Origin of the sequence: Azospirillum himalayense (genome assembly GCF_042657465.1) — a bacterium.
Classification (GTDB): Bacteria; Pseudomonadota; Alphaproteobacteria; order Azospirillales; family Azospirillaceae; genus Azospirillum; species Azospirillum himalayense.
Genome location: NZ_JBHSLC010000010.1, coordinates 80,096 through 106,396 on the forward strand (window position 1 = coordinate 80,096; position 26,301 = coordinate 106,396).

Genomic DNA, 26,301 nt, shown 5'->3' on the forward strand with positions numbered 1-26,301 from the left:
GCTGCCACCCGGCCTCAGTCGAGCATCGGCAGGCCGGTCTCGATCCGCACCAAGGCGGCGAGCAGCGGGGCGCCGATGTCGCGGCGGACGAAGTTGCTCGCCCGGTCCGCGGCGTTGAGCGACCCCTGGAAGCTCTTGCGCCAGCGGTCGTCGCCGTACATCACCTTCTCCGCCTTGGCCTTCTGGGCGAGCAGGCCGGGGCGGCGCCCGGCGGAGTCGTCCACCAGACGGGTCAGCCGCTTCATCAGCTCGTTGGCGCTGGTCGGGTCGCCGCGCTTCAGCGCCGCCTCGATCAGTTCGGCCAGGGCCTCGCCGCGGATGTCGAGGTCCTGCACCTGCTCGGCGTAGGACAACGCCACCGACGCGTCGGAGCGGCGGGCGATGCGGCCGAGGACCGCCGGGATCGTCCAGGGATTCTCGTCCTGCACGGTGCGCAGCAGGCCCAGCGCCAGATTCGTGTCGCCCAGCTCCGCCGCGGCGACGGCCAGCTCTGGCGGGCAGCAGTCGGTCTTGGTCTCGCGGAACTTGGAGAACTGCGTTTCCACCGTATTCAGGAACAGGGTGCGGGCCGCCCCTTCCTTGCCGGCGCGCAGCAGCGTCTGGGCGACCAGACCCAATTCCCAGCTGCAGTTGCGGGCGGTGGCGTAGGCCTTGGCCTCCTCGGCGAGCTGGCCGGCCAGCGCCATGTCGCCGCGCCACGCCGCCGCCTTGGCGATGTCGGCGAGGTTGTAGATGCGGGTCGAGCATTCCGGGATCTGCCGGGTGATGTCGAGCGCGAGCTGATTCTGCCCCATCAGGGCGAGCGCGCGGGCGACGAACAGATCCTGGCCGGCCCCGTCGGACGCAGCGCCGCGGCGCACCGCACTGACGAAAGGCGCGATGATCTCCTTGGCCCGTGCGGTGTCGCCGATGGTGTTGTAGGCGACGGCCAGCGACAGCCAGTCCCAGCGGGCGGCGGCGATCGGCGTCTCCACCGGGGGCAGCATCTCCGCCACCCGGTGCAGGAAGCACAGCGAGGTCATCGGCTCGTTGCAGACCAGCGAACGGATGCGTGAACGGAACTCGAAGAAGTCGAAGTCGCCGACGAACTGGTTGGTGACGAGCTGGACGGCCAGCGCGCTGTCCGGATACTTGACGACGATTTCGTTCAGCAGCCGGTCCGCCTCCTTCAGGAAGCGGCTCTCCTCGGCGATGTCGTAGGTGTTGTCGGCCTGCCGGATCATCTGCATCGCCTGGACGAACAGGCGGTTGGCCGGTCCCTGGTCGGGCTGCGGCTGCTGCGCCATCGCCGGGGTGCCGGCGCCCCCCGCCGCCACGGTGAACGCCGCCAGCGCCACGAGCAGGCTCATGGCGGCGGAGGCGGCAAGACGGCGGGCGAGGGCGGGCAGGATGGCCATGGCGGTGCGGAGACCCTGGTGCGCTAGAGGACGCGGGCGTAGTTGACGACACGCTGGACGTTCGGCAGCGTGCGGGCGTGCTCGATCACGCGGTCAAGCTCGCCCTGGTGGGTGGCCAGACCCATGAGATAGACGACGCCGTTGACGGTATCGATGCTGAAATTCTGGCTATGAATTTGCGAATCGAAGGTCAGCTTGGTGCGAAGCTGCGTGGTGATCCAGGTGTCGCGGGCGCTGTCCATGATGCCCGAGTCGGTGTCCACCTGGATCTCGTTGATGACTTCCTTGACGCCCTCCACCTGCCAGCACAGGCGCACGGCGTCGAGGCGCATCTGGGCGTCGGCGGCGCGGCCGGTCAGCAGCACGCGGCCCTGATCGACGGTCAGGCCGATGCGGCTGTGCATGTCCAGCGAATGCTGGAACCACAGATGGTTGATGCGGGCCTTGATCTCGGTGTCCGAGGCGAAGCCGGACAGGCCCCGGTGCTCGCTGGCCGCGACGACGGCGGTCCCCCCGGCGGCGCCCAGCACGACGGGCGCGCAGCCAGACGCAAGACCCGCGACAGCGACCATCCCGACCAGCGCCCAAAGGCGGCCAAACCCCGACACGCTCTGCCTCCGATCCCCGGCCCGCCGAAAGAACGGGCGGGCGGAAAAAGTCATGCCGCAGGTGCGTTGGCAATGGGGAATCTTGGGGGTGTCAGGCTTCATCGTGGTTTTGTCCTGGGGGTGATGCACGAATGTTTCACTCGCTGCGAGCGCGAAGGAATCCGGGCTAGGCGAAGGGGGGGCGCGTCACCAGCCCGGCGATTTCGCGCGCGAGAACGCGGGCGATCTTCTGCCGCGCCTTGGGGTCGCGCAGGATCGCCTCGTCCTTCGGATTCGACAGGAAGCCGGTTTCCAGCAGAACGGACGGAATGTCCGGCGCCTTGAGCACCGCGAAGTTGGCCGAGCGCATCGGGTTGTCCAGCAGCAGCATATCCTTCCCCGCCCCCTTCACGATCGCGTGGCGGGCCACCAGCGCCGCGTGCTTGGTGTGGCGCGCCGTCAGGTCGAGCAGGATCTCCTTAACGGCCTTCTTGGCGTCCTTCACGTCGACGCCGCCCAGCCGGTCCACCGCGTTCTCCTTGCGGGCCAGCGCCGCGGCGAAGGAGTCGGAGCTTTTTTCGGACAGGGTGTAGGCGGACAGGCCGCGCGCCTCGCGGTTGGGGGCGCTGTCGGCGTGGATGGAGACGAACAGGTCGGCCCGCGCCGCGCGCGCGGCGTCCACCCGCTCGCCCAGCGCCAAGAAACGGTCGCCGTCGCGGGTCAGCGTCACCCCCAACCGGTGCTGCCGGGACAGCAGGCGTCCCACCTCCTGCGCGATGTGCAGGGTGATCTCTTTTTCCTGGGTGCCGCGGGCGCCGATGGCGCCGGGATCGATACCGCCGTGGCCGGGGTCGAGCACCACCATGCGCGGGCGCGGCGCCGGGCGGGACTTGGTCTGGGCGCCCGCGGCGTGCGGGAACAGCAAGGCGCCGGCCCCGGCGAGGGGGACGGTCAGCGCCAGCTGGAGAAGACGTCTGCGTTCCATTCGCCCCTGATTCCGCAAGGAGTTGGGGCCGCCGAAACCAAAAGTCCTGAGCGCGATCGGAAAGGCGGCGTCCGGCCCGAACAGGCCTGAGGTTGAGCCCAAGGTGTGAGCGTTAACCAATGGGGACGCGCAAAAGGGTTGTCAAGGCCGGCCGGGTTAGCTCCGCCAATTGTCGCGGCCACGCCGTCATGGAGGGCGTCGCCACCCTATGAAGATTCGACTCCTTCCGAGAATTCCTTGATGATGATGGCCGAAAGCGCTAAAATTTTAGAAATAAGCTCGGGAGGTGGCGATGTTGAGGAAAGCCTTGTTCAACATCATCCGGCAGGAGCAGCGCGAGGTCGAAGACGAACTCGAAAAGGAAGAGCGCCGCACGGCTCCCGATGTCGGCCGGGTGGTTGCGCTGCAGCGCGAGGTCACCGATCTGCGGCGTGAACTGGAGCATTACCGCGACGTTTGATTGAACGAATACGAACGATTCCGTTCAAGAACCCCTTTTCCGCAATGACGGGGAAGGGGTTTTCTGTATTCGCGCGCGTTTCAGCGCCTGTGGCGATGCACAATGGTCATGTTGCGCCGCAACATAACTTTGCTTATTTCATGAGCAGTGAGAAGGTCGCGACCTGGGCTTTGAACAGAATTTAATCATCGCGCCGCGCAAAATCGTGGAACCCGTTGATCCAAAGCAATGGAGAGTGCAGGGGCGGCGGGCAGACTTCCGGGGTAGCCTGTTTGTCACAGGGGCGATTTATCCCATCCGGCCAAGCACATGAACGGGCCGGAGCGGCAGGCTGCGGGATTGGGCGAGACCGACGATGAACCGCTGGCACGCCGGTTGCGGAGTGCCAGTCCGAACGCTCCCTGCTCCCTGGATGGAGGGCTGCCCGATGTCGGACGCTGTTTCGGACGCCATGGCCGATGACGCCCAGAACGTCCCCGTTCATTCCCTCGTGCCCACCGTGCGCCGCCGCCGCGGCGGCCAACTGACCGCCGGCCTGTCGCTGGTGTCGCAACGCTACCTGCTGCTTCTGCGCTTCGCGGTCGTCAACGCTGCGGGCTTCACCCTTCTCGCCGCCGCCTGGGCGGAGGGGCTGATCGACCCCATCATCGCCACCGACAGCACGCATCTCTGCCTGCTGATCTTCCTGGTCTTCCTGACCGGGCTGGGGCTGTCGGCGCAGCGCATCCTGCGCGCCAGCCGCGAACTGAACCGCGCCAAGGAGTTCGATCCCTCCGTCCCGTCGCGCGCCGCGCGCTATCTGGCGGAGGTCCGAGGACGGGATTCCGGGGCGCGGTCGATCGCCGCATCCTCCCTGAAATTCAAGCTGTCGGCGCGCATCGGCACGGTGCGGCAGATCTCCTCGACCCTGGTGATCCTCGGTCTGATCGGCACGGTCATCGGCTTCATCATGGCCCTGTCAGGCGTCGACCCGGAGAAGGCCGGCGATGTCGCCGCCATCGGCCCGATGGTGTCGAAGCTGATCGAGGGCATGGCGGTCGCGCTCTACACCACGCTGGTCGGCGGCGTCCTGAACATCTGGCTGAACATCAACATCGGCCTGTTGTCCGGCGCCACGGTGAACCTTATCACCGAGATCGTCGCCGTGGGGGAACGCCATGCAGGCCCTTGACCAGTTCGAGGAGGACGACGCCGGCACCGTCTTCCGCGACGTCATCACCCTGGCGCTCTGCGGTTTCGTGGCGGTGGTCATCCTGCTGCTTCCCCACATCCGGCCGGAGGCCAAGCAGGCCGACACGGCGGGTGTCGCCGCACCGGGCAACGTGATGGTCGAGGCCCGCTGGCCCGACGAGCTGGACGCCGACGTCGACCTGTGGGTGGAGGCGCCGGGCGACGTGCCGGTCGGCTATTCCAACAAGTCCGGCGTGATCTTCAACCTGCTGCGCGACGACCTCGGCCGCAACGCCGACCCGACGAAGCTGAACTACGAGGCCAGCTACAGCCGCGGCATTCCGCCCGGCGAGTACGCGGTGAACCTGCATCTCTACCGGAACAAGGCGACGGTCTTTCCGGTGCCGGTCACCGTGGTGGTCAGCGCCAAGCGGCCGGACGGCGACAACGCGCGCCAGCTTCTCGCCACCACCGTCCAGCTCGACCGGGAGGGGCAGGAACTGACCGTCTTCCGCTTCAAGCTGACGGAGTCCGGAGACCTGGTCGGCGACAGCGTGCACAGCCTCTACAAGCCCCTGCGCAGCGGGAGGAAATCATGACCCAACTGCTCGACTTCCAGGTCGCCGCGGTCGCGCTGGCCGCCACGCTCGCCACCATCGCCATCTGGGCGCCGCGCCGGCTGTGGGTGAAGGTGTCGGCGGTCGCCGTCTCCATCGGCTTCATGCCCGTCGCCTATGCCGGCATGGCCGATCTGCTGAGCAAGCCGAAGCCGGTCCGCATGGAGTGGGCGCAGAGCGCCGCCGCCCAGGCCACCATCCTGGGCGCCCAGATCAAGGAGGGGCAGGGGATCTACCTGTGGCTCCAGCTGGAGGGCGGGGCCGAGCCGCGCTACTACAAGCTGGCCTGGGACCAGAAGCTGGCCGAACAGCTCCAGCAGGCGATGCGCGAGGCGGAGAGGAACCGGTCCGGCATGGCCATGACCTTGCCCTTCGAGAAGACGCTGGACCCCGACAAGCCCAAATTCTACGCCCTGCCGCAGCCCCAGCTTCCGGAGAAGAACGGCGAGGAGGGCGGGCCGGGACCGATGGTCTACCGCCACCCCGGCATGGACGCCTGATGTCCTGGAATTGACCGGGCCGTGACGCTGGGGAGGGGGCTCCTCATCCCAGCTTCACGTACCCCCGCTCGATCACCCGTTCCGCCGCTTCGAAGACCGCCTGCATCTCCTCGTAGGCGCGGCGGACGCGGGCCAGCTCCTCGATGGCGGCGGCGTTGGGGTGCCGGTGATCCGCCACCTTCAACCCGGCGCGCAGATAGTCGGCACGCAGCTCCGCCACCCGGACGGCCATGCGCAGGAAGGAGGTCTGGTCGAGGTTGGGCAACTCGCGCCCCATCACTTCGCAGTTCGCCTCCAGAACCGCCGCCTCCATGTTCTCCAGGAAGTGCATGATCCGGTGCCGCGAGGTGCTTTCCGCCGCCTCCGGCGTCAGCAGCTTATCAACCTTGCCCTTGGCGTATTCGCCGATGATCTTGCCGCCCATGCCCATGGTTCGCCTCCGCTAGCTCGCCCCTGCGGTCGGCCCAATGCCGAAACGGCTCATCGTCGCATGGGAATCCTTACCAAATGCTGCCGGAAGGGCGTTCCGGTATTCCCACATTGCACGATGCATCCCGCGGACGATCGTGCTAGGGAATCCGCCCTCGATTCCAGGTCGCAACGGTAGGCGCGCATGTCCGGCACCGCTTCTGAATACATCCTCACCGTCTCGTGCCCCGATGCCGTGGGCATCGTCTACGCCGTGTCGGGCTTCCTGGCCGAGCGGTCGTGCAACATCATCGACAGCGCGCAGTTCGGCGACCGCGGGACCAATCTGTTCTTCCTGCGCATCCACTTTTCGGCCGAGCCGTCGGGGCCGTCGCAGGCCGAGCTTCAGGCGGCCTTCGCCGAACAGGTGGCCGAGCGCTTCGGCATGACCTGGAAGCTGCACGACGCCGGGCGGCGCCAGCGGGTGCTGATCATGGTGTCGAAGTTCGGGCACTGCCTGAACGACCTGCTGTACCGTTACCGCACCGGCTACCTGCCGATCGAAATCCCGGCCATCGTGTCCAACCACCGCGACTTCTACCAGCTCGCGGCGTGGCACAACATTCCCTTCCATCACCTGCCGGTGAACAACGACAGCAAGGCCCAGCAGGAGGCCCGTCTGCTGGAGATCGCGGAGCAGGAGAAGATCGATCTGGTCGTGCTCGCCCGCTACATGCAGGTGCTGTCCCCGGCCCTGTGCGAGCGGATGGCCGGGCGGGTCATCAACATCCACCACTCCTTCCTGCCCAGCTTCAAGGGCGCCAAGCCGTACCATCAGGCGCACGCCCGCGGCGTGAAACTGATCGGCGCCACCGCCCACTACGTCACCTCGAACCTGGACGAGGGCCCGATCATCGAGCAGGAGGCGGAGCGCGTCGACCACACGATGACGCCCGACGACCTGGTGGCCATCGGGCGCGACATCGAGAACATCGTGCTGGCTCGGGCGGTCCGTTACCACGTCGAACACCGCGTCCTGCTGAACGGCGGGCGCACCGTCGTCTTCAAGTAGGATGGTCTTCAAATAGGGCCGACTGGCCCTCTCCACACCTCCGCGGGAACCTCAGTGCTTCATGGCGAGCGAGGCTTCTTCGGGGTGGGGAGTGAAGACGGCGCGGGTGATCGCCTGTTCGATCTGCTCGCGGGTGAAGGGCTTGGGGATCACCGGGCCCAGATGCTCCAGCCCCTGCTTGGCCAGCTCGTTGGGGAAGGCGGTGACGAAGATCACCGGCAGGAAGCGCTGGCGGCGAAGCTCCCGCGCCACCTCGATCCCGTTGTCGCCCTCGGCCAGGCGGATGTCCATCAGCGCCAGCGTCGGCGCATGGCGGGAGGCCAGGGTCAGCGCCTCGTCCATGGTGGCGGCGTTGCCGCAGACGGTGTGGCCCATGCCGCGCACCGTCTCCGCCAGATCGAAGGCGATGATGGCGTCGTCCTCGACGATCAGGATCGTCGCCGTCAGCTTCGACCGCACCCGCTCGCGCGCGAAATTCAACCGCTCCACCGCGTCTTCCGGGGCGATGCCCAGCACCGTGGCGGCGTCGGCGACCGGCAGATCCTCCAAGTTGACCAGCAGGTAGAGGCGCCGGTCCATCTCGTCCAGGCTGTGCAGCGCCGCCTCGACGGGATGGGCGCCGGGCGCGCCGGCCCGGGCGCCGGAACTGTCCTGCAACTGGTTCAGATAGCGGTAGAGCGAACCGCGCGACGGGTCCACCGCCGCCGACCCGCCCGGCCCGTCCAGGTACCATTCCAATGTGCGCGTCACCAGGGCATCCCCCTGCGTCGACGTTCCCGTCAAGGCCCGCGCGTAGCGTCGCAGATAAGGCAGATGTTCCATCAGGTGGCGGGTGTTCTGATCCATGACGTTTTCCCCGTACCTCCAGCCAGTGCGGACCGCCGAGGGGCGCTGGCTTGCCTGCCGCGTTTCCCGGACTTTGCCGAATGTTCCCGTCCGATCCCTTACAAAGTTAAGTTCATATGGCGCAGTTCGCGCCGTATCGGGAGAGACGACGAAAGGGTTATTCGGGATAGCTTGATCGGATTAAATCCGGTAACCGGTCGGGCGATGTCATACTTCGTCCGCTTGGGCGCCGGGTCCTTCCGGTCTCTGCCCGCCCTTCGGTGCGCGGCACATGCGAAGGCGCTGGAACAATCGGCTGGAGTGGTTGTTGGGATTGCCAATGGTGTGATTCCTCCCTGAACCGCCAGTCACTGCCGCCGCAGCGCCTGTCCCAGCGGGGACGCGCCGGCGGCGTTTTTTTTGCGTAGCATCCAAAAAAAGCGCGCCGGTGGGCTTGCGCCAGGATGAGTGCGATATTACTGACTGTCCCCGGCGTCGCGCACCGGTGGTGGAACAGCTCGAAAGCTGCCCGGCACCGCCTCGCCAGACCCGTTCCTGTCGAACCGCGTATGCCAGGGCCGCGCATGCCAGAGTCGCGAATGACCGAACCAGACTTCGCCCCATCGGACTCTGATCCGCCCGATTCCGACCCGTCGGTGACCGAAGGCATTGCGCCGGACGAATTGGCAGATTTCCACGCTTGGCGACAGCGCGTGGTTGGCACCAACATTTCCGACAAGACCTTGCTCGCCACCGATTATCTCAATCACTTCAACGAGATCGTGATGCTGATTGAGATGATCCCGGACATGCCGGACATGCTGGAGGAATGCCTGATCTGGCAACCCAAGAGCTACCCGGAGCATTTCCGCGACAGCGGCTTCTCGGACAAGGATCTCGCCATCGAGGCGTATGGCCACGTCCCGGCCAAGTTCAAGCGACCGTTCGAGGACACTATCGCCCAGGCGCATCAGGTGGTCCGCCACACGCTGGAGCGCGTGTCCATCGACATCCAGGATGGGGCGGCCGACAAGCTGCGGATGGACTGCCAGACCTCGGTCGCGATGATCCATCGAATCATCCAAGTCGCCAACGGCATCATCCACGGCACCGCCCACGTCATGGAGCAGGCGGAGATCGACCTGTATCTGAGCACCGAATAGCCCCTGCCGCGCTTTGGGCAAGAACGCCCGATCTCTGCGCAGATGATTATTGCTTGTGCACCAAGCATTCCTTCCTTGCATGGCTCAAAGGCCGAGCGTCCAACTACAGTAAGCCTTCGAACGAAGAAGAGGCGGCGCTGCGGCGGATGCCTCCCATCGGGAGTGGAGACAGACCGTGAAGGGACCCGCCACCGCAGCGGCCGAGACATCGGCCGAGGCGCAGGGGGACGTGTCGGTCGATGTGGAGGCTGCGGCTGACCTTGCCGCCTCCCCGGAGATGCGCCTCTGGTTGCGTCTTTCGGCGTGCGCCGTTTTGATCGGCGCCCGGCTGCGCAGCCGTTTGCGCGACGAGTTCAACACCACCCAGCCGCGTTTCGATCTGCTGTGCCTGCTCGACCGCCAGCCTGAAGGATTGACCATGGGTGAACTGTCGAAGCGCATGATGGTCACCAACGGCAACGTCACCGGCATTGTAGAACGGCTGGCCACGGATGGGCTGGTCAGGCGGGCCGCGGCTTCGAACGACCGGCGCATGCAGTTTGTCCGGATCACCCCCGAAGGCAGCGCCCTGGCCCAGGCTGTCGCGGCGGCGCAACGCCGCTGGCTGGCCGAGTTGACGGAGGGGATGCCCCATGGCGATGTGGTCCAGTTGATGGGGTTGTTGGGGAAACTCAAGAAAACGGTGCGTGGCGGAGGCGTGAGGGCATGATTCGGTCCGGTCATATCGACAGTTTCACGCGCGACCGGTTGCCGCCGCCGGAGCAGATGCCCGACTTTTCCTACGACCGGCCCGAACTCGCCTATCCTGAGCGTCTGAACGCCGCCGCGGCCCTGCTGGACGTCTGGCGGGAGCGCGGCTGGGATGAGCGTCCCTGCGTCATCGGAAACGGCAACGTATGGAGCTATGGCCGCTTCCGCGACACAGTGGACCGCATCGCGCGCCTGCTGGCCGAGCGGTTCGGGATCGTTCCCGGCAACCGGGTTCTGGTGCGCGGGACCAACACGCCGATGCTGGCCGCCTGCTGGCTGGCGGTGCTGAAGGCCGGCGCGGTGGTGGTGCCGACCATGCCTCTGCTGCGCGCGACGGAACTGGAAAGCATCATCGAGCGCGCCGCCGTCTCGCTGGCGCTGTGCGACGCGCGCTTCGCCAAGGATCTCAACGGGGCGGCGGAATTGATGGGCGGAGGGATGCCCGTCGTGACCTTCAACGGTGGCGACCTCGAAGGGTGGCTGGAGGAGACCAAAGCCGGCTTCGTCGCGGTGGACACCGCCGCCGACGATGTGGCCTTGATCGCCTTCACCTCCGGCACCACCGGCAAGCCCAAGGCGACCGCGCATTTCCACCGTGATCTGCTGGCGGTGGCCGACCTGTCGCCGCAATCGTTGCTGAAAACCAGCGGCGATGACGTGTTCTGCGGGACACCATCGCTTGCCTTCGCCTATGGGCAGGGTGGGATGCTGCTGTTCCCGCTGCGGGTGGGGGCATCGGTCGTGCTGCTGGACCGCGCCACTCCGGAACGGCTGCTGGAGGTGACGGCCCGGCACAAGGCGACGGTGATGTTCACCGTGCCGACCGTCTACCGCGCCATGACCGCGCGGATCGAGGAGGACCCGGCCCTGGCCGAGGGGCTGCGCACGCTGCGCGCCTGCGTCTCGGCGGGGGAGCCGCTGCCCGCCACCACGCTGGAGGGCTGGCAGGCGGTGACGGGGATGGAGATTCTCGACAGCTTCGGCACCACGGAGATGCTGAACGCCGTCCTGCATTCGCCACCCGGCGCCGTCCGGCCCGGCGCCACCGGGATGGTGGTTCCGGGCTATGAGGCACGCGTGGTCGACGACAGCCTGACCCCGCTGCCGCCCGGCCAGATCGGGCGGCTGGCCGTGCGCGGCCCGACCGGCTGCATCTATCTGGACGATCCGCGCCAGGAGAATTACGTGCAGGGCGGCTGGAACCTGACCGGCGACGCCTTCCGCATGGATGAGGACGGCTATTTCTGGTATCACGCGCGGACCGACGACCTGATCGTCTCCGCCGGTTACAAGATTTCCGGCCTGGAGGTGGAGGACGTCCTGCTCGGCCACGAGGCGGTGGAGGAATGCGCGGTCATCGCGGCGCCCGATCCGCTGCGCGGCTCCATCCCCAAGGCCTTCATCGTCACCCGTGACGGCGTGCGGCCCAGCGACGATCTGGCGGAACGGCTGCAATGCTACGTCAAGGACCGGATTGCCCCCTACAAGTACCCCCGCGCGGTGGAGTTCCTGGAGCAGTTGCCGCGGACGGAGACGGGCAAGATCCAGCGCTACAAGCTGCGGCAGAGGGAATGGGTCGAGAACGAGGATTGACCGGGGGAAGATTCACCGGGGACCGGGCGGCGCACGCACCGCTGGTGCAGTTCCTGCTCTTCGCGGTGGTCGGCTGCGCCGCGGCGGTCGGCCATTACGGCGTGCTGATCGCCCTGTCGGAGTTGACGGCGGCCCCGCCGGTCCTGGCCTCGTCGGCGGGTTTCCTCGTCGGCGGCGTCATCAGCTACCTGCTGAACTACGGCCATGTCTTCCGCAGCGAGCAGGATCATCTGCCCACCGCCACGAAGTTCGTGGCCGTCGCGGCGGTGGGGCTGTGCGTGAACAGCGCCATCATGTGGGCCCTGGCGCAGCGGCTGGGCCTGCATTACCTGCCGGCCCAGCTCACCGCCACGGCGCTGGTGATGCTGTGGAGCTTCGGCGCGAACCGCTACTGGACCTTCAAGGCCGGATCGCCCGCCGGCTGAGCGCCGGTCGGCTCGCCCTCAGGGCGGGCGACGAAGGAGTGGCGGTGCGGCGTCGGGCCGATGTTCTTCGCCAGACGATCGCCTTTCAGTCCGGCAGCCGACAGCCGGGCCTGCAACTCCGCCGGCGTGTAGGTGGAAAAGCCGGCCTCGCGCCGGATGCGGCGGTAGTCGGACAGGGCCATGCGCCCCAGCCCCATCAGCGCCGCCATCAGGAAGCCATTCCGGCGCGCCATACTGAGCTGGCTGGCGATGTCGCGCAGCATCGGCGTGTCGGGCTCCACCACGTCGGCGATCAGGATACGCCCGCGGGTGCCGATCAAGTGACGCCATTGGTGAAGGACGCTCTCCAACTCGTCGCGCGGGATGTATTGCAGCACGGAAACGGCCAGCACCAGATCGACGCTGCCGGTCGGCAGGACCGAAAGGTCATCATCGTCGAGGACCCGGATACCCGGATGGCCGGACAGCCGCTCGCGCAGGCGTTGCCGCACCGCGGGGGCGGCGTCGTACAGCCAGACGTTCCGGCAGCGCTTCGCCATCGCCTCCGCCGCGAGCGCATCGCCGCAGCCGAAATCCAGGACGGTCCCCCCCTCCGGAAGATGGGCGTCGAGGTCGTTCTGCAGGCAGGCGAAATGCGCTTCCAGGTTGCGTTGATTCGCGTAGATGGCGTTGGGGCGGTTCCAGAAATCGACCCAGCCGCTGGAACCCTGGCCGCCCAGTGGCCCGGACGACGTCCCGTTGTTCTGCATGTCCCGCATCCCCTTTTGTGGGTCATTTCTTGTCGAGGGGATGTTGTTGTTCGTCTCCCCGATGTGAAGAGCCCCCTCGATCCAACCGTGTCGTAACCATGGTAGGTGTGAACAATCGCGACGGTCAAGAATGACCGGCGGGACTATGCCGCCAAGGGAGGACGGGGCGGGGTCAGGGCGCCGGGAACCCGGCGAAGCGGGCGAGCCGAATGTTCTTCTCGGCGAGCAGGGCGGCGAAGGCCGGGCTCTTCAGATAGTCGTGCTCCACCTTGCGCTGGTCCACCAGCGGGTCGGCGCGGCGCAGGGCCTCGTCGGGGATGCCGGGATGGACCATCACCAGCAGCCGCCCGGTGGGACGGTCGAGAAAGCGCGCCATCAGCTCCGGGAAGGGTTGGCGTCCGGAGAAGTCGTAGACCCCGGCGAAACGGTCGTTGGCGGGTATACCGCGCGCCCGCGCCAACCGCGCCAGCCCGCCACCGAGGCCGCCGATCAGCAACGTCTTCGGCACCGCCACGCCGCGCCGCAGGACGGCGGCCACCGGCTCCCCGCACAGGCGGACATAGGCGCCGGGCAGGGCGGCCAATGCGTCGGCGACCGCGTCGCGCACGGTGGGAAGCTGGTGGACGTGCTGGTGGCCGTCGATGTAGGCGGGCGGACCGCCCCAGGCCGCGGCGAAGGCGTCGAGCTGGCGGGACAGCTCCTCCCGGATTTCCTTGGGATCGAGGCCGCCGGTGTAGGCCAGTTTCATCAACCGCCCCAGCGGCGGCAATGTCCCATCCGGCGCCAGCTTGGGCAGGGAACCCAGCGGCGGTTGGTCGGTCAGGGTGAAATGCAGTCCGACGTCGGCCTCGCCGGCCAGCTCCTTCAGCGGCGCGGCGCCCTCCGCCCAATAGGGGCAGAGCGTCATGGCCGAGGTCGCGGTCAGGCGCCCGGCGGCGATGAGGTCGCGGATGGCCTCGTTGACGCCCGGCGACAGGCCGTAGTCATCGGCGCAGAGCAGGACCGGATGCGCGGAACGCGGGGCTGGGGTGGTGTCGGTGTCGGGCATGGCGATGTAAGGTGGGACGGACAGCGGCGCGAAGCCGGGGAGGGGATGATGGAGTGGGACAGCCTGTGGTTCAACGGTCATGCGGCCACCATGGCTCCGGGGGGCGTCCTGCGGGATGCGGTGATCGCCGTGAAGGACGGGCGGATCGCCTGGATCGGCGCCGCCAAGGACCGCCCCGCGGGTCGCGCCGCCGAGGAGCATGACCTGGGCGGGCGCTGGGTCACGCCGGGGCTGATCGACTGTCACACCCATCTGGTCTTCGGCGGCAACCGCGCCCGCGAGTTCGAGATGCGGCTGGAGGGCGCGACCTACGAGGAGATCGCGCGCGCCGGGGGCGGCATTGCCTCGACCGTCGCCGCGACCCGTGCTGCCGACGAGGAGAGCCTGATCGCCAGCGCCGCCGCCCGCCTGCAACGGCTGCTGGCCGAGGGCGTGACGGTGGTGGAGGTGAAGTCCGGCTACGGTCTCGACCTCGCCACGGAGCGGCGGATGCTGCGGGCGGCGCGGGCGCTGGGCGAGCGCCTCCCCGTCACGGTGCGGACGACCGGGCTGGCCGCCCACGCGTTGCCTCCGGAGTTCGCCGGGCGGGCGGACGACTACATCGCGCTGGTCTGCGAGGACATTCTGCCCACCCTGGCGGCGGAGGGGCTTCTGGACGCGGTGGATGCCTTCTGCGAGCGGATCGCCTTCTCGCCGGAGCAGACGGCCCGCGTGTTCGACACCGCGCGGCGGCTCGGCCTCCCGGTGAAACTGCACGCCGACCAGCTCTCGGACGGCGGCGGGGCGACGCTGGCCGCCCGCTACAACGCGCTGTCCGCCGACCATGTGGAGCACACCGGCGAGGAGGGCGTGCGGGCGATGGCCGCGGCGGGGACGGTCGCCGTGCTGCTGCCCGGCGCCTTCTACATGCTGCGCGAGACAAAGCTGCCGCCCATCGAGCTGTTCCGGCGCCATGGCGTGCCGATGGCGGTGTCCACCGATTGCAATCCCGGCACCTCGCCCGCCGTGTCGCTCCTGCTGATGCTGAACATGGCCTGCACCCTGTTCCGCATGACCCCGCAGGAGGCGCTGGCCGGAGTCACCCGCAACGCCGCCCAGGCGCTGGGCATGGCCGCCACCCATGGCACGCTGGAGCCCGGCAAGGCCGCCGATCTGGCGGTGTGGGACGTCGGCGACCCGGCGGAGCTGTGCTACTGGCTGGGGGCCAACCCCTGCGCGGCGGTGGTGCGGAACGGGCGGCTGGTGAAATCGCTCCAAGCGTAAGATATCATCGGGGCAACGCGGACGGAACTGAGCCGGCCTATAGCCCTCTCCCCTCTGGGGAGAGGGTGGCCCGGAGGGCCGGTGAGGGGGATGTGCATGGCGGTACGTCCGGCACAAGCGCACCCCCCTCACCCTAACCCTCTCCCCAGAGGGGAGAGGGGAAAGCAGATGCGGCGGCCCTGTTCCCGTCTGAAAACAACAAACGCATCAAGCAAAATTCGAGAGGGACGAGTCACATGTCCGACACCAAGCCGCCGGCCAACCGCCGCGTCATCCGAGCGCCGCATGGCACGGAGCTGTCCGCCAAGTCCTGGCTGACCGAGGCGCCGCTGCGCATGCTGATGAACAACCTCGACCCCGACGTCGCGGAGAACCCGGACGAGCTGGTGGTCTATGGCGGCATCGGTCGGGCGGCGCGGAACTGGGACTGCTTCGACGCCATCGTGGCGTCGCTGAAGGCCCTGAACGAGGACGAGACGCTGCTGGTCCAGTCGGGCAAGCCGGTCGGCGTCTTCCGCACCCACGCGGACGCGCCGCGCGTGCTGATCGCCAACTCCAACCTCGTGCCGCACTGGGCGACCTGGGACCATTTCCGGGAGCTGGATGCCAAGGGCCTGATGATGTACGGCCAGATGACCGCTGGGTCCTGGATCTACATCGGCAGCCAGGGCATCGTGCAGGGCACCTACGAGACCTTCGTCGAGGTCGGGCGGCGGCATTACGGCGGCGACCTGAAGGGCCGCTGGATTCTGACCGGCGGGCTGGGCGGCATGGGCGGCGCGCAGCCGCTGGCCGCGACCATGGCCGGGGCGTCCATGCTGGCCGTGGAATGCTCCGCCCGCAGCATCGAACGGCGGCTGGAGACCAAGTATCTCGACCGCTCGGCCACCAGCCTCGACGAGGCGATGGCGATCCTGTGGGAGGCCCAGGCCGCCGGCACGGCGGTGTCGGTCGGGCTGCTCGGCAACGCCGCGGAGGTGTTCCCGGAACTGGTGCGCCGCGCCAAGACCGACCCGCGCTTCCGGCCCGACGCGGTGACCGACCAGACCAGCGCCCACGACCCGCTGAACGGCTATCTGCCCACCGGCTGGACGATGGAGGAGGCCGAGACGAAGCGCCGCACCGACCCGGCGGCGGTGGTCGCAGCGGCCAAGGCGTCGATGGCGACCCATGTCCGTGCAATGCTGGACTTCCACGCCATGGGCGTGCCGACGCTGGACTACGGCAACAACATCCGGCAGGTCGCCAAGGACGAGGGGGTGGCCGACGCCTTCGCCTTCCCCGGCTTCGTCCCGGCCTACATCCGGCCGCTGTTCTGCCGCGGCATCGGCCCCTTCCGCTGGGCCGCCCTGTCCGGCGATCCGGAGGACATCTACCGCACCGACGCCAAGGTGAAGGAACTGATCCCCGACAACCCGCACCTGCACAACTGGCTGGACATGGCGCGCGAGCGCATTCGCTTCCAGGGCCTGCCGGCGCGCATCTGCTGGTTGGGTCTGGGCGACCGGGCGCGGCTCGGCCTCGCCTTCAACGAGATGGTGGCGAAGGGCGAGCTGAAGGCCCCCATCGTCATCGGGCGCGACCATCTGGACAGCGGCTCGGTCGCCAGCCCGAACCGCGAGACGGAGGGGATGATCGACGGCTCCGACGCGGTGTCCGACTGGCCGCTGCTGAACGCGCTGCTGAACTGCGCCTCGGGGGCGACCTGGGTGTCGCTGCACCATGGCGGCGGCGTCGGCATGGGCTTCAGCCAGCATTCCGGCATGGTCATCGTCGCCGACGGGACGGACGCCGCGGCCAAGCGGCTGGAGCGGGTGCTGACCAACGATCCGGGCACCGGCGTGATGCGCCACGCCGACGCCGGCTACGACATCGCGAAGGACTGCGCGAAGGAGCAGGGGCTCACGCTTCCGATGATCCGCTGACGGGTTTGGCGGGGGCGGGCTTGGCGGGGGCGGCGCGCGGCGGCAGGGTCGCCAGCGCCACCCCCGGCAGGACCAGCAGGACGCCCAGCAGATGGAACATCTGGAGCTGTTCCCCCAACAGCGCCCAGGCGGCTACCGCCGCCCACAGCGGCATGACGTAGAGCGAGGTTCCGGCCCGCGCCGGTCCCATCAGGTTGATCGTCTTCTGGTAGGTCAGGAAGGCCAGCACCGAGGCGAACAGCGCCACCCCGGCGATGCGGACGGCGGCATCCAGGCTCAGCGGGACGGGGCGCAGGGCCAGCGTCTCCCACGCGTAGAAGGGGGCGAGCACGACGACACCGGCCAGCGCGTTCGCCGCGAACACCGTCACCACCGGCAGCGAACTGCGGGTCTGGCGCAGCAGCACCGTGTAGACCGCCCAGGTCGCCGACCCCACCAGGATCAGCAGGTCGCCGGCGTTGAAAGACAGATGGAGCAGCGCCTGCGCGTCGCCGCGGGTCAGGATTACCAGCACGCCGGCCATCGCGACGGCGATTCCCGCCGCCTGCCGCGGCGTCACCTTCTCGCGCAGCCACAGGGCGGCGATCATCAGGATGATGACCGGGCTGGTGGCGTAGATCAGCGCGGCGTTGGTCGCGCTGGTGCGCTCCAGCCCCATATAGACGACGGCGCCGCACACGCCCTGGGCCAGCGCGCCCAGCAGAAGAAAGCGCTTCCACGAGGCGCGCAGAACGTGGCGGTGCTGGATCAGGCCGGGCAGGGCCAGCGGCAGGATCATCAGGAAGGCCAGCACCCAGCGCCAGAAGGCCAGCCCGACCGGCGGCACGATGGCCGCCGCGGCCCGCCCGATCACCACGTTGGAAGCGAAGAAGGCCGAGGAGAGCAGATACAGGCTGTAGGCTATGAAGACGGCGTTGCGCGGCTGGTGGTCCATGGGGCGTCCGGAGCGTGTCGGTGGGCGTCTTACGGAGCCTGCGGCCCCAGCAGCATCACCAGCTTGTAGTCGGATCGTCCGGCAGGGCACAACGTCACTTGTTCGTAGACCAGCGTCCCGTCCTGGGGATGGGTGAAGCCGCGGGTGCCGCCCTCCCGCTCCAGAACGCCCTGGTCCTCCCACAGCCGGGCGAAGCGGGGCGAGGCCGCGCGCAGGCCGTCGACCAGGGCGGTCACCTCCGCGTCCCCGGCGCGACGGGCGGTGTCGGCGCGGAACTCGGCGAGCAGCCGGCGGGCGCGGTCCTCCCAGTCGGCGATGAAGCTCCGCGCGGTGGGATCAAGGAAGACATAGCGCAGCAGGTTCCGCTCCTCCCCGCCCAGCCAGCCGGAGAAGAGATGCTCCGCAGTGGCGTTCCAGCCGACCGCCGTCCAGACGCGGTCGATCAGGTAGGCCGGCGCCGCCACAACCTCCAGCGCCGCCAGCAGCGGGGCGGGGGGGCGGTCGGGTCCGAACGCCGCGTCGGCGTCGGGATCGCGCTTGCGCGACAGTTCAAACAGATAGGCGCGCTCCGCCGCGGTCAGCCGCAGCGCCCCGGCGATGCGCGCCAGCGCCTGCGGCGAGACGGAGACCTCGCGCCCCTGTTCCAGCCAAGTGTACCAAGTCGGGCTGAGGCCGCAGAGCTGGGCGGCCTCCTCCCGCCGCAGGCCGGGCGTTCGGCGGCGGGAGGAGCCGGTCTGCGGGATGCCGGCCTCCGCCGGGGTCAGCCGCTCCCGGTGGGCGCGCAGAAAGGCGCCCAGCCGGTGCCGGGCATCGTCGTCGGAACTCATGGTGGCAGCGCTTATACCAGGATAAGCGCTTGCCTTGTACCAGTTTGCCGAACGGCCGATGCTGGGTCATCACAACGGACACGCCCCAACAAACACGAACGGAATCGCCACCATGACCAACAGCCACCACGGCGTCGTCGCCGCGCAGTACGGCCAGCGCGCCGACGCCTATGTGACCAGCGCCGTTCACGCCTCGGGCGCCGACCTGGACCAGATCGAGGACGCGCTGCGGGGCAGGAACGCCGCCCGCGCGCTGGATCTCGGCTGCGGCGGCGGCCACGTCGCCTACCGCGCCGCGCCGCACGCCGCCGAGGTGGTGGCGGTGGACGTCACCGCCCAAATGCTGGAGGTGGTAGCCCGCAACGCGGCGGAGCGCGGGCTGACCAACATCACCACCACCCAGGCCCCGGCCGAACGCCTGCCCTTCGCGGACGGCCATTTCGACGTGGTGCTGAGCCGCTTCAGCGCCCATCACTGGCTGAACGCCGAGGCCGGCCTGCGCGAGGCGCGGCGGGTGCTGGCCCCGGGCGGGCGGGCGGTCTTCGTCGACATCGTGTCGCCGGGTCACCCGCTGCTGGACACCCACCTCCAGGCCGTGGAGCTGCTGCGCGACACCTCGCACGTCCGCAACTACAGCGCCGCGGAATGGATGGCCGCCCTGTCCCGTGCCGGCTTCGCGGTGACCGGCCTGACGCCGCGCCGCCTGCGCATGGAGTTCGCCGTCTGGACCGCCCGCACCTCCACCCCCGACCTGCGCGCCCAGGCCATCCGCGCCCTCCAGAACCTCGCCTCCGACGAGGTGCGCCGTCACTTCGACATCCTGGAGGATGGCAGCTTTCTCCTGGACAGCCTGACCATCGAAGCGGAGGCTTGCTGACCACAAGAAAAGGATGGGGGAGGGGGCGGCGATGGGTGACGTTCGTATACGAAAGGCCGGGCTTGCCGACGCGGGCGCGGTCACCGGCCTCGTGGCGGCGCTGCTCTCCGAACTCTCCGCCGGGCAGAACGACACGCCGCGGGCCGTCATGCTCGCCGTCGCCGAATCCCTGCTGAGCGGCGACGGCCCGTCCTGCACGGTGTTCCTGGCCGAGGACGGGGCGGGGCGCCCGCTCGGCGTCGCGACCTTGTCGGAGGGGGCCTGCATCTCCACGTTGGGCCGGTTCGGGACGATCCGGGAATTGTACGTGACGCCTGAGTCGCGCTCCGCCGGGGTGGGGCGTCTGCTGATCCGGGCCGTTCTCGACCATGGCCGCGCCCATCGCTGGACGCGGGTCGAGGTGGGGGCGCCGTCCGCCGCGGAGTGGCCGGATTCCTTGCGTTTCTACCAGCGCGAGGGCTTCACGGAGATCGGGCCGCGATTGAAATTCCGCTTGGCCTGAAACCTCCCGTGGAGCTTGCGGGATGCCGCTTGGTTGCGTGTTGACAGACGATTCGGCCACGCGCCAAATGAACCCGCATCACCGGCCGCCGAAAAGAACGGGCGGCCATTCGACCGAACACGGGAGGTTGTTAGGAATGAAGCGCATCCTGCTGGGTGCCGGGCTCGGCGTTGCCGCCACCTTGGCGCTTGCTGCGCCGGCCCAGGCCGCCAAGACCCTCGTCTATTGCTCCGAGGGCAGCCCCGAAAACTTCAACCCGATGGTCAACACGACCGGAACGAGCTTCGACGTCTCGCTGCCCGTGTACAACAACCTCGTGCAGTTCGAGTACGGCGGCACCAAGGTGGTCCCCGGCCTCGCCGAGAAGTGGGAGGTGTCGGAGGACGGGCTGACCTACACGTTCCACCTGCGCAAGGGTGTGAAGTGGCACAGCAACAACGACTTCAAGCCGACCCGCGACGCCAACGCGGACGACGTTCTGTGGTCGTTCAACCGCCAGTGGAAAAAGGATCATCCCTTCCACAAGGTGTCCGGCGGCGCCTATGACTACTTCAACGACATGGCGATGCCGGACCTGCTGAAGTCGATCGAGAAGGTCGACGACTACACGGTCAAGTTCACGCTGAACAAGGTCGAGGCGCCCTTCATCGCCAATCTGGCGATGCCCTTCGCGCCCATCCAGTCCGCCGAATACGCCGAGACCCTGCAGAAGAAGAACCAGATCGACAAGATCGATCAGGCGCCGATCGGCACCGGCCCGTTCCAGTTCGTCGCCTACCAGAAGGACGCGGTCATCCGCTACAAGGCGTTCGAGCCGTACTGGGGCGGCAAGGCGCAGCTCGACAACCTCGTCTTCGCCATCACGCCCGACGCCGCCGTCCGCTACGCCAAGCTGAAGGCCGGCGAGTGCCACATCGTGCCGTACCCGAACCCGGCCGATCTGGAGGCGATGAAGAAGGACAGCGCCATTACCCTGATGGAGCAGGAAGGCCTGAACGTCGGCTATCTGGCCTTCAACGTCACCAAGAAGCCCTTCGACGACGTGCGCGTCCGCCGCGCGCTGAACATGGCCATCGACAAGAAAGCCGTGGTCGACGCGGTGTACCAGGGCGCTGGCGTCCCGGCGAAGAACCCGATCCCGCCGACCATGTGGTCGTACAACACGGAGATCGAGGACTACCCGTACGATCCGGAGCGCGCCAAGAAGCTGCTGGCCGAGGCCGGCTTCCCGGACGGCTTCGAGACCGACCTGTGGGCCATGCCGGTGCAGCGCCCGTACAATCCCAACGCCAAGCGTATGGCCGAGATGATGCAGGCGGACCTCGCCAAGGTCGGCATCAAGGCCAAGGTCGTGCAGTACGAGTGGGGTGAGTACCGCAAGCGCCTCCAGGCCGGCGAGCACCAGATGGGCATGCTGGGCTGGACCGGCGACAACGGCGATCCCGACAACTTCCTGCACGTGCTGCTCGGCTGCGAGGCCGCGCGTCCGGGCGGGTCGAACATCGCCAAGTGGTGCTACAAGGAGTTCGACGACCTCGTCGTCCAGGCCAAGCGCACCACCGACATCGCCGCCCGCACCAAGCTGTACGAGCAGGCGCAGGTCATCTTCAAGGAAGAGGCCCCGTGGCTGACCGTCGCGCATTCGGTCGTGCACATGGCGCTGAGCAAGAATGTGGTCGATTACAAGATGGACCCGTTCGGCATCCATCGCTTCTACGGCGTCGATTTGAAACAATAAACTCAGCGTAGCAAGCGGCTTTACAAAGCGGTCGCCGGGGCATTAAACCCCCGGCTTCCCTTTGCGGATGCAGAGGTAAAAAAGGGGGCCGCGGCCCCCTTGCTTTCGTTTCGAGCCCCCGGTGACGATCCGATGCTACGCTTCATCCTGACGCGGGTGAGCCTGGTGATTCCGACCTTTCTCGGCGTCACCTTCCTGACCTTCCTTCTGATCCGCCTTGTCCCCGGCGACCCCATCGAGGTGCGCGTCGGTGAGCGCGGTATCCCGCCCGAACGGCTTCTCGAACTGCGGCACGAGCTGGGGCTGGACCGGCCCCTGTGGCATCAGTTCCTCGACTACATCGGCGGCGTCCTCCAGGGCGACCTCGGCGTGTCGCTGGTGACGCGCAATTCGGTGTTCAGCGAATTCGTGACGCTGTTCCCGGCGACTCTGGAACTGGCCGCACTCGCCATGCTGTTCGCCACGGTGGTCGGCCTGCCCGCGGGAATCATCGCGGCGGTGCGGCGCGGCTCGATCTTCGACCATGGCGTGATGGGCATCAGCCTGACCGGCTATTCCATGCCGATTTTCTGGTGGGGCCTGCTGCTGATCCTGTTCTTCTCGGTGGGGCTGGGCTGGACGCCGGTGTCCGGGCGGCTCGACCTGCTCTATTACGTGGAGCCGGTGACCGGCTTCATGCTGATCGACACGCTGATGGCCGGCGAATACGGCGCCTTCTGGTCGGCGCTGCACCACCTCATCCTGCCGATGATCGTTCTCGGCACCGTTCCGCTGGCCGTCGTGGCGCGCATGACGCGCTCCGCCATGCTGGAGGTGCTGGGCGAGGACTACATCCGCACCGCGAAGGCCAAGGGTCTGGCGGGCAAGCGGGTGATCGGCCTGCACGCCCTGCGCAACGCGCTGATCCCCGTGGTCACCGTGATCGGTCTTCAGGTGGGCACGCTGCTGGGCGGCGCGATCCTGACCGAAACCATCTTCTCCTGGCCCGGCGTGGGCAAGTGGCTGATCGAGAGCATCAACCGCCGCGACTATCCGGCGCTCCAGGGCGGGGTGCTGCTGATCGCGACGACGGTGATGACCGTGAACCTGCTGGTGGACGTTCTGTACGGCGTCCTGAACCCCCGCATCCGCCATTCGCGGTGAGGTGAGCCATGACGACTCCTACGACGACGGGCGTTCCGGAGACTCTTCCGGCCGCTTCTCCACCGGTTTCCCAGCCGCCTCATCCGCTGATCGAGTTCTGGTACCATTTCCGGCAGAACAAGGGGGCCATGGCCGGCCTCGCCGTGATCCTGCTGATCGCCGTGGTGGCGCTGTTCGCCGAGCTGGTGGCGCCGCACGATCCCAACATCCAGTACCGCGACGCCATCCTGGTGCCGCCGGTCTGGCAGGAGGGCGGGCGCTGGGCCTTCCTCCTCGGCACCGACGACATCGGGCGCGACATGCTGTCCCGCCTGATCTTCGGGGCGCGGCTGTCGATGATGATCGGCCTGATCGTCGTCACGCTGTCGCTGGCGGTCGGGCTGGCGCTGGGCATGATCGCCGGCTTCTTCGGCGGCATCACCGACGCGCTGGTCATGCGCTTCATGGACATCCTGCTGTCGCTGCCCAGCCTGCTGCTGGCCGTGGTGGTGGCGGCGATCCTCGGGCCGGGGCTGGTCAACGCCATGCTGGCCGTGTCCATCGTGGTCATCCCGCACTACGCCCGGCTGACCCGCGCCGCCGTGATGGCGGAGACGAACAAGGACTACGTGATCGCCTCCCGGGTGGCGGGGGCCGGGCCGCTGCGGCTGATGCTGGTGGTGATCCTGCCGAACTGCGTGGCGCCGCTGATCGTCCAGGCGACGCTCGGCTTCTCCACGGCGATCCTGGACGCCGCGGCGCTGGGCTTCCTCGGCCTCGGCGCGCAGCCGCCGACGCCGGAGTGGGGCACCATGCTGGCCTCGTCCCTCCAGTTCCTCCAGCGCGCCCCCTGGGTCGTCACCTGGCCCGGCGTGGCCATCCTGGTGACGGTGCTGGCCTTCAACCTGCTGGGCGACGGGCTGCGCGACGCGCTCGACCCCAAGCTGAAACGCTGAACCCTTCTATTCCTGGGCTGCCATGCCTCTTCTCGATATCAAGAACCTGTCCGTCGAGTTCACCACGCGCGCCGGCACCTTCCGCGCCGTGGACGGGATCGACCTCACCGTGGACGAGGGCGAGGTGGTGGGCATCGTCGGCGAGTCCGGGTCCGGCAAGTCCGTGACCTCGCTCGCCGTGATGGGCCTGCTCGGCTCCAACGGCACGGTGGTCGCCGACCGAATGCAGTTCGGCGGCAAGGACCTCATGGCGATGAGCCCGTCGCAGCGCCGGAAGATCACCGGCAAGGACGTGGCCATGGTCTTCCAGGAACCGATGACCAGCCTGAATCCCTGCTTCACCGTCGGTTTCCAGATCATGGAGACGCTGAAGGTGCATGAGGGGCTGTCCGGCAAGGCGCTGCGCAACCGCGCCATCGAACTGCTGGAGCAGGTCGGCATCCCGGCCCCGGAAAGCCGCCTGTCGGCCTTCCCGCATCAGCTCTCCGGCGGCATGAACCAGCGCGTGATGATCGCCATCGCCATCGCCTGCAACCCGCGCCTGCTGGTCGCGGACGAGCCGACGACGGCGCTCGACGTGACCATCCAGAAGCAGATCCTCGACCTGCTGGTCCGTCTTCAGAAGGAGCGGGGCATGGCGCTGATCCTCATCACCCACGACATGGGCGTGGTGGCGGAGACGGCGCAGCGGGTGGTCGTCATGTACGCCGGGCAGGTCGCCGAGACGCGCCCGGTGGACGCCCTGTTCAAGGCGCCGCGCCACCCCTACACCGGCGCTCTGCTCGATGCGCTGCCGGAGCGGGCGCTGGGCAAGCGGCGGCTGCCGACGATTCCCGGTGTCGTGCCGGGCATCGGCGACCGGCCGCAGGGCTGCCTGTTCAACCCGCGCTGCCGCTTCGCCACCGACCGCTGCCGCATCGAGCGGCCGGCCCTGTTCGACGTGGACGCTGGCAAGGCGCGCTGTTTCTATCCGCTGGCCGACGCTCCGGTCGGCGCCGGGGAGGTTCTGTGATGACCGACATCCTCACCGACGTCATGCCGGCCACCGGCCCGGTGGTTCTTGAGGCCATCCATCTGCGCAAGCACTATGCGGTGAAGCGCGGCGCCTTCAAGCCGGCGGCCACCGTCAAGGCGCTGGACGGCGTGTCCTTCCAGCTCGAAGCCGGAAAGACGCTGGCGGTGGTCGGTGAATCCGGTTGCGGCAAGTCGACGCTGGCGCGCTCCGTCACAATGATCGAGCCGCCGTCCTCGGGCCAGCTTCTCTACGACGGGCGCGACGTGGTCGGGCGGACCGCGTCGGAGATGAAGGAACTGCGGCGCACCGTCCAGATGGTGTTCCAGAATCCCTACGGATCGCTGAACCCGCGCAAGACCGTGGGCTCGATCCTGTCGGAGCCGCTGGTCATCAACACCCCGATGGGCAAGCAGGAGCGGCGGGAGCGGGCCGTGGCCATGATGGCGAAGGTCGGGCTGCGCCCCGATCAGGTGGACCGCTACCCGCATATGTTCTCGGGTGGTCAGCGCCAGCGCATCGCCATCGCGCGCGCGCTGATGCTGAACCCGCGGGTGGTCGTGGCGGACGAGCCGGTGTCCGCGCTCGACGTGTCGATCCAGGCGCAGGTGCTCAACCTGATGATGGATCTTCAGGAGGAGTTGAACCTCGCCTACCTGTTCATCTCCCACGACCTCAGCGTGGTCCGGCACATCGCCGACGCGGTCATGGTGATGTATCTGGGCCGTCCGGTGGAGCACGGGCCGAAGGACGTGGTCTACAGCCGGCCGCGCCACCCCTACACCCGCATCCTGATGGCCGCCACGCCGCGGGTGAACCCGGCGCTACGGGCGGAGCGGGTGATCCCGAAGGGCGAGCTGCCCTCGCCGCTGAACCCGCCGCCGGGCTGCCCCTTCCACAAGCGCTGCCCGCACGCCACGGAGCGCTGCGCGACCGAGGTGCCGGCGCTGCGTCCGGTGGACGAGCGGCTGGTCGCCTGCCACTTCGCGGAGGAGATGGCCTGAGGGCAAAAGGCCGCGGCGTCGCCCGTCAGGCGCCGCGGCCGGTCTTGTCCTGCAGGGCGTCGATGCGTTTGGAGGCTTCGGCCTTCGTCAGGTCCCCGTCGAAGCCTTCGCCGGCCTCCTCGCTGAGCGTCTTCAGGTAGGAGGCCTGCGCGCCGGTCATCGGCTCGTCCCCCGTCGTCCAATCGTCCGGGTCCTTCTCGCGGTTCGAGTGGTCGGCACCCCCGGTGTCCGCGGTTTTCGGATTGTCCCCCGGATTCGGTGCGTCTCCGTGATGGGGCTGGGGGCGGCTCTCACGCTCGTCGCTGCGCTTCGTGTTCATGATACGTTCCTTTTTGCTGGAAACGTCTGTCGAACAGGCGCCTGCAGGATTGGTTCCCGGCTATGGCTCCCAG

The 26,301-nt window shown here is 68.1% G+C and carries 28 protein-coding genes; 18 read left to right on the top strand and 10 right to left on the bottom strand.

Annotated features, from left to right (window positions below; translation table 11 throughout):
* Positions 1-14: 14 nt before the first annotated feature.
* The 3 genes from ACFPMG_RS07620 to ACFPMG_RS07630 all read right to left on the bottom strand — a co-directional run bounded on the left by ACFPMG_RS07620 (position 15) and on the right by ACFPMG_RS07630 (position 2,969).
* Positions 15-1,397, bottom strand: coding sequence for a hypothetical protein (locus ACFPMG_RS07620; protein WP_376994586.1), 1,383 nt, complete (start codon positions 1,395-1,397; stop codon positions 15-17).
* Between the two features lie 23 nt (positions 1,398-1,420).
* Positions 1,421-2,005 carry a BON domain-containing protein gene (locus tag ACFPMG_RS07625; protein WP_376994587.1) on the bottom strand — a complete coding sequence of 195 codons (585 nt, stop codon included), beginning with the start codon at positions 2,003-2,005 and terminating at the stop codon, positions 1,421-1,423.
* Positions 2,006-2,171: 166 nt separating this feature from the next.
* A complete protein-coding gene (locus ACFPMG_RS07630; RefSeq protein ID WP_376994588.1) occupies positions 2,172-2,969 on the bottom strand; it encodes an N-acetylmuramoyl-L-alanine amidase family protein in 798 nt (265 codons plus the stop codon).
* Between the two features lie 307 nt (positions 2,970-3,276).
* Between ACFPMG_RS07630 and ACFPMG_RS07635 the strand changes: the two genes are divergently transcribed.
* From ACFPMG_RS07635 to ACFPMG_RS07650, 4 genes are all read left to right on the top strand, one after another.
* The gene (locus ACFPMG_RS07635; protein WP_158282581.1) at positions 3,277-3,429 is read left to right on the top strand and encodes a hypothetical protein; all 153 of its coding nucleotides are present in this window, start codon (positions 3,277-3,279) and stop codon (positions 3,427-3,429) included.
* 427 nt (positions 3,430-3,856) lie between these two features.
* On the top strand, positions 3,857-4,600 hold the full coding sequence (locus ACFPMG_RS07640; protein WP_376994589.1) for a MotA/TolQ/ExbB proton channel family protein: 744 nt from the start codon (positions 3,857-3,859) through the stop codon (positions 4,598-4,600).
* Complete coding sequence (locus tag ACFPMG_RS07645) at positions 4,587-5,198, top strand: hypothetical protein (protein ID WP_376994590.1); 612 nt, start codon at positions 4,587-4,589, stop codon at positions 5,196-5,198. The genes ACFPMG_RS07640 and ACFPMG_RS07645 overlap by 14 nt, the downstream gene beginning before the upstream one ends.
* The gene (locus ACFPMG_RS07650; RefSeq protein ID WP_376994591.1) at positions 5,195-5,716 is read left to right on the top strand and encodes a hypothetical protein; all 522 of its coding nucleotides are present in this window, start codon (positions 5,195-5,197) and stop codon (positions 5,714-5,716) included. Before ACFPMG_RS07645 ends, ACFPMG_RS07650 begins: the two co-directional genes overlap by 4 nt.
* Positions 5,717-5,759: 43 nt before the next feature.
* On the opposite strand, the gene ACFPMG_RS07655 is transcribed toward ACFPMG_RS07650, so the two are convergent.
* Positions 5,760-6,146: a hypothetical protein gene (locus ACFPMG_RS07655; RefSeq protein ID WP_051658221.1), complete on the bottom strand. Its 387-nt coding sequence runs from the start codon at positions 6,144-6,146 to the stop codon at positions 5,760-5,762.
* A 183-nt stretch (positions 6,147-6,329) separates the two neighbouring features.
* Between ACFPMG_RS07655 and purU the strand changes: the two genes are divergently transcribed.
* Positions 6,330-7,196, top strand: coding sequence for a formyltetrahydrofolate deformylase (gene purU, locus ACFPMG_RS07660; protein WP_376994592.1), 867 nt, complete (start codon positions 6,330-6,332; stop codon positions 7,194-7,196).
* Positions 7,197-7,247: 51 nt separating this feature from the next.
* Here purU and ACFPMG_RS07665 read toward each other — a convergent pair whose 3' ends face one another.
* Positions 7,248-8,042 carry a response regulator gene (locus ACFPMG_RS07665; RefSeq protein WP_376994593.1) on the bottom strand — a complete coding sequence of 265 codons (795 nt, stop codon included), beginning with the start codon at positions 8,040-8,042 and terminating at the stop codon, positions 7,248-7,250.
* 578 nt (positions 8,043-8,620) lie between these two features.
* On the opposite strand from ACFPMG_RS07665, the gene ACFPMG_RS07670 reads away from it, so the two are divergent.
* The 4 genes from ACFPMG_RS07670 to ACFPMG_RS07685 all read left to right on the top strand — a co-directional run bounded on the left by ACFPMG_RS07670 (position 8,621) and on the right by ACFPMG_RS07685 (position 11,952).
* The gene (locus ACFPMG_RS07670; protein WP_376994594.1) at positions 8,621-9,184 is read left to right on the top strand and encodes a hypothetical protein; all 564 of its coding nucleotides are present in this window, start codon (positions 8,621-8,623) and stop codon (positions 9,182-9,184) included.
* 175 nt (positions 9,185-9,359) lie between these two features.
* The gene (locus ACFPMG_RS07675) at positions 9,360-9,893 is read left to right on the top strand and encodes a MarR family winged helix-turn-helix transcriptional regulator (RefSeq protein ID WP_376994595.1); all 534 of its coding nucleotides are present in this window, start codon (positions 9,360-9,362) and stop codon (positions 9,891-9,893) included.
* Complete coding sequence (locus tag ACFPMG_RS07680; RefSeq protein WP_376994596.1) at positions 9,890-11,527, top strand: AMP-binding protein; 1,638 nt, start codon at positions 9,890-9,892, stop codon at positions 11,525-11,527. Before ACFPMG_RS07675 ends, ACFPMG_RS07680 begins: the two co-directional genes overlap by 4 nt.
* Positions 11,524-11,952 carry a GtrA family protein gene (locus tag ACFPMG_RS07685; protein WP_376994597.1) on the top strand — a complete coding sequence of 143 codons (429 nt, stop codon included), beginning with the start codon at positions 11,524-11,526 and terminating at the stop codon, positions 11,950-11,952. Before ACFPMG_RS07680 ends, ACFPMG_RS07685 begins: the two co-directional genes overlap by 4 nt.
* On the opposite strand, the gene ACFPMG_RS07690 is transcribed toward ACFPMG_RS07685, so the two are convergent.
* Together ACFPMG_RS07690 and ACFPMG_RS07695 are read right to left on the bottom strand one after the other, a co-directional pair.
* A complete protein-coding gene (locus ACFPMG_RS07690; protein WP_376994598.1) occupies positions 11,916-12,701 on the bottom strand; it encodes a class I SAM-dependent methyltransferase in 786 nt (261 codons plus the stop codon). The two genes, ACFPMG_RS07685 and ACFPMG_RS07690, sit on opposite strands and share 37 nt — an antisense overlap.
* Positions 12,702-12,873: 172 nt before the next feature.
* Positions 12,874-13,830 (bottom strand): ChbG/HpnK family deacetylase, encoded by a 957-nt coding sequence (locus tag ACFPMG_RS07695; protein ID WP_376994599.1) that lies wholly within the window; start codon positions 13,828-13,830, stop codon positions 12,874-12,876.
* Between ACFPMG_RS07695 and hutI the strand changes: the two genes are divergently transcribed.
* Together hutI and hutU are read left to right on the top strand one after the other, a co-directional pair.
* Positions 13,798-15,012 carry an imidazolonepropionase gene (hutI, locus tag ACFPMG_RS07700; RefSeq protein WP_376994600.1) on the top strand — a complete coding sequence of 405 codons (1,215 nt, stop codon included), beginning with the start codon at positions 13,798-13,800 and terminating at the stop codon, positions 15,010-15,012. The two genes, ACFPMG_RS07695 and hutI, sit on opposite strands and share 33 nt — an antisense overlap.
* A gap of 236 nt (positions 15,013-15,248) precedes the next feature.
* Positions 15,249-16,937 (top strand): urocanate hydratase, encoded by a 1,689-nt coding sequence (gene hutU / locus ACFPMG_RS07705; RefSeq protein ID WP_376994601.1) that lies wholly within the window; start codon positions 15,249-15,251, stop codon positions 16,935-16,937.
* Here the strand turns inward: hutU and ACFPMG_RS07710 are convergent.
* Positions 16,915-17,871, bottom strand: a complete 957-nt coding sequence (locus ACFPMG_RS07710; RefSeq protein WP_376994602.1) for a DMT family transporter — start codon at positions 17,869-17,871, stop codon at positions 16,915-16,917. The two genes, hutU and ACFPMG_RS07710, sit on opposite strands and share 23 nt — an antisense overlap.
* 29 nt (positions 17,872-17,900) lie before the next feature.
* Complete coding sequence (locus tag ACFPMG_RS07715) at positions 17,901-18,698, bottom strand: helix-turn-helix transcriptional regulator (protein WP_376994603.1); 798 nt, start codon at positions 18,696-18,698, stop codon at positions 17,901-17,903.
* 112 nt (positions 18,699-18,810) lie between these two features.
* Here ACFPMG_RS07715 and ACFPMG_RS07720 point away from each other — a divergent pair, with 112 nt between their 5' ends.
* From ACFPMG_RS07720 to ACFPMG_RS07750, 7 genes are all read left to right on the top strand, one after another.
* Entirely contained in the window at positions 18,811-19,575 is a 765-nt protein-coding gene (locus ACFPMG_RS07720) for a class I SAM-dependent methyltransferase (RefSeq protein ID WP_376994604.1), read from the top strand.
* Between the two features lie 31 nt (positions 19,576-19,606).
* The gene (locus ACFPMG_RS07725; RefSeq protein ID WP_376994605.1) at positions 19,607-20,077 is read left to right on the top strand and encodes a GNAT family N-acetyltransferase; all 471 of its coding nucleotides are present in this window, start codon (positions 19,607-19,609) and stop codon (positions 20,075-20,077) included.
* A gap of 136 nt (positions 20,078-20,213) precedes the next feature.
* Complete coding sequence (locus ACFPMG_RS07730) at positions 20,214-21,815, top strand: ABC transporter substrate-binding protein (protein ID WP_376994606.1); 1,602 nt, start codon at positions 20,214-20,216, stop codon at positions 21,813-21,815.
* Positions 21,816-21,947: 132 nt separating this feature from the next.
* Complete coding sequence (locus ACFPMG_RS07735) at positions 21,948-22,958, top strand: ABC transporter permease subunit (protein WP_014198674.1); 1,011 nt, start codon at positions 21,948-21,950, stop codon at positions 22,956-22,958.
* 8 nt (positions 22,959-22,966) lie between these two features.
* A complete protein-coding gene (locus ACFPMG_RS07740) occupies positions 22,967-23,893 on the top strand; it encodes an ABC transporter permease subunit (protein WP_376994607.1) in 927 nt (308 codons plus the stop codon).
* Positions 23,894-23,915: 22 nt separating this feature from the next.
* Positions 23,916-24,905: an ABC transporter ATP-binding protein gene (locus tag ACFPMG_RS07745; protein ID WP_376994608.1), complete on the top strand. Its 990-nt coding sequence runs from the start codon at positions 23,916-23,918 to the stop codon at positions 24,903-24,905.
* Positions 24,905-25,909 (top strand): peptide ABC transporter ATP-binding protein, encoded by a 1,005-nt coding sequence (locus ACFPMG_RS07750; protein ID WP_079284970.1) that lies wholly within the window; start codon positions 24,905-24,907, stop codon positions 25,907-25,909. The genes ACFPMG_RS07745 and ACFPMG_RS07750 overlap by 1 nt, the downstream gene beginning before the upstream one ends.
* 25 nt (positions 25,910-25,934) lie before the next feature.
* Here ACFPMG_RS07750 and ACFPMG_RS07755 read toward each other — a convergent pair whose 3' ends face one another.
* Positions 25,935-26,228: a DUF3072 domain-containing protein gene (locus ACFPMG_RS07755; protein WP_376994609.1), complete on the bottom strand. Its 294-nt coding sequence runs from the start codon at positions 26,226-26,228 to the stop codon at positions 25,935-25,937.
* Between the last annotated feature and the right edge of the window lie 73 nt (positions 26,229-26,301).

Bases quoted from the DNA above. Each gene is read 5' to 3' on its own strand.
- ACFPMG_RS07655 (WP_051658221.1), bottom strand. From the start codon at position 6,146: ATGGGCATGGGCGGCAAGATCATCGGCGAATACGCCAAGGGCAAGGTT.
- ACFPMG_RS07715 (WP_376994603.1), bottom strand. From the start codon at position 18,698: ATGAGTTCCGACGACGATGCCCGGCACCGGCTGGGCGCCTTTCTGCGC.
- ACFPMG_RS07650 (WP_376994591.1), top strand. From the start codon at position 5,195: ATGACCCAACTGCTCGACTTCCAGGTCGCCGCGGTCGCGCTGGCCGCC.
- ACFPMG_RS07645 (WP_376994590.1), top strand. From the start codon at position 4,587: ATGCAGGCCCTTGACCAGTTCGAGGAGGACGACGCCGGCACCGTCTTC.
- ACFPMG_RS07665 (WP_376994593.1), bottom strand. From the start codon at position 8,042: ATGGATCAGAACACCCGCCACCTGATGGAACATCTGCCTTATCTGCGA.
- ACFPMG_RS07630 (WP_376994588.1), bottom strand. From the start codon at position 2,969: ATGGAACGCAGACGTCTTCTCCAGCTGGCGCTGACCGTCCCCCTCGCC.
- ACFPMG_RS07750 (WP_079284970.1), top strand. From the start codon at position 24,905: ATGACCGACATCCTCACCGACGTCATGCCGGCCACCGGCCCGGTGGTT.
- purU (WP_376994592.1), top strand. From the start codon at position 6,330: ATGTCCGGCACCGCTTCTGAATACATCCTCACCGTCTCGTGCCCCGAT.
- ACFPMG_RS07730 (WP_376994606.1), top strand. From the start codon at position 20,214: ATGAAGCGCATCCTGCTGGGTGCCGGGCTCGGCGTTGCCGCCACCTTG.
- ACFPMG_RS07735 (WP_014198674.1), top strand. From the start codon at position 21,948: ATGCTACGCTTCATCCTGACGCGGGTGAGCCTGGTGATTCCGACCTTT.
- ACFPMG_RS07720 (WP_376994604.1), top strand. From the start codon at position 18,811: ATGACCAACAGCCACCACGGCGTCGTCGCCGCGCAGTACGGCCAGCGC.
- ACFPMG_RS07740 (WP_376994607.1), top strand. From the start codon at position 22,967: ATGACGACTCCTACGACGACGGGCGTTCCGGAGACTCTTCCGGCCGCT.
- ACFPMG_RS07710 (WP_376994602.1), bottom strand. From the start codon at position 17,871: ATGGACCACCAGCCGCGCAACGCCGTCTTCATAGCCTACAGCCTGTAT.
- hutI (WP_376994600.1), top strand. From the start codon at position 13,798: ATGGAGTGGGACAGCCTGTGGTTCAACGGTCATGCGGCCACCATGGCT.
- ACFPMG_RS07670 (WP_376994594.1), top strand. From the start codon at position 8,621: ATGACCGAACCAGACTTCGCCCCATCGGACTCTGATCCGCCCGATTCC.
- ACFPMG_RS07680 (WP_376994596.1), top strand. From the start codon at position 9,890: ATGATTCGGTCCGGTCATATCGACAGTTTCACGCGCGACCGGTTGCCG.
- ACFPMG_RS07690 (WP_376994598.1), bottom strand. From the start codon at position 12,701: ATGCAGAACAACGGGACGTCGTCCGGGCCACTGGGCGGCCAGGGTTCC.
- ACFPMG_RS07755 (WP_376994609.1), bottom strand. From the start codon at position 26,228: ATGAACACGAAGCGCAGCGACGAGCGTGAGAGCCGCCCCCAGCCCCAT.
- hutU (WP_376994601.1), top strand. From the start codon at position 15,249: ATGTCCGACACCAAGCCGCCGGCCAACCGCCGCGTCATCCGAGCGCCG.
- ACFPMG_RS07620 (WP_376994586.1), bottom strand. From the start codon at position 1,397: ATGGCCATCCTGCCCGCCCTCGCCCGCCGTCTTGCCGCCTCCGCCGCC.
- ACFPMG_RS07725 (WP_376994605.1), top strand. From the start codon at position 19,607: ATGGGTGACGTTCGTATACGAAAGGCCGGGCTTGCCGACGCGGGCGCG.
- ACFPMG_RS07745 (WP_376994608.1), top strand. From the start codon at position 23,916: ATGCCTCTTCTCGATATCAAGAACCTGTCCGTCGAGTTCACCACGCGC.
- ACFPMG_RS07640 (WP_376994589.1), top strand. From the start codon at position 3,857: ATGTCGGACGCTGTTTCGGACGCCATGGCCGATGACGCCCAGAACGTC.
- ACFPMG_RS07695 (WP_376994599.1), bottom strand. From the start codon at position 13,830: ATGACCGTTGAACCACAGGCTGTCCCACTCCATCATCCCCTCCCCGGC.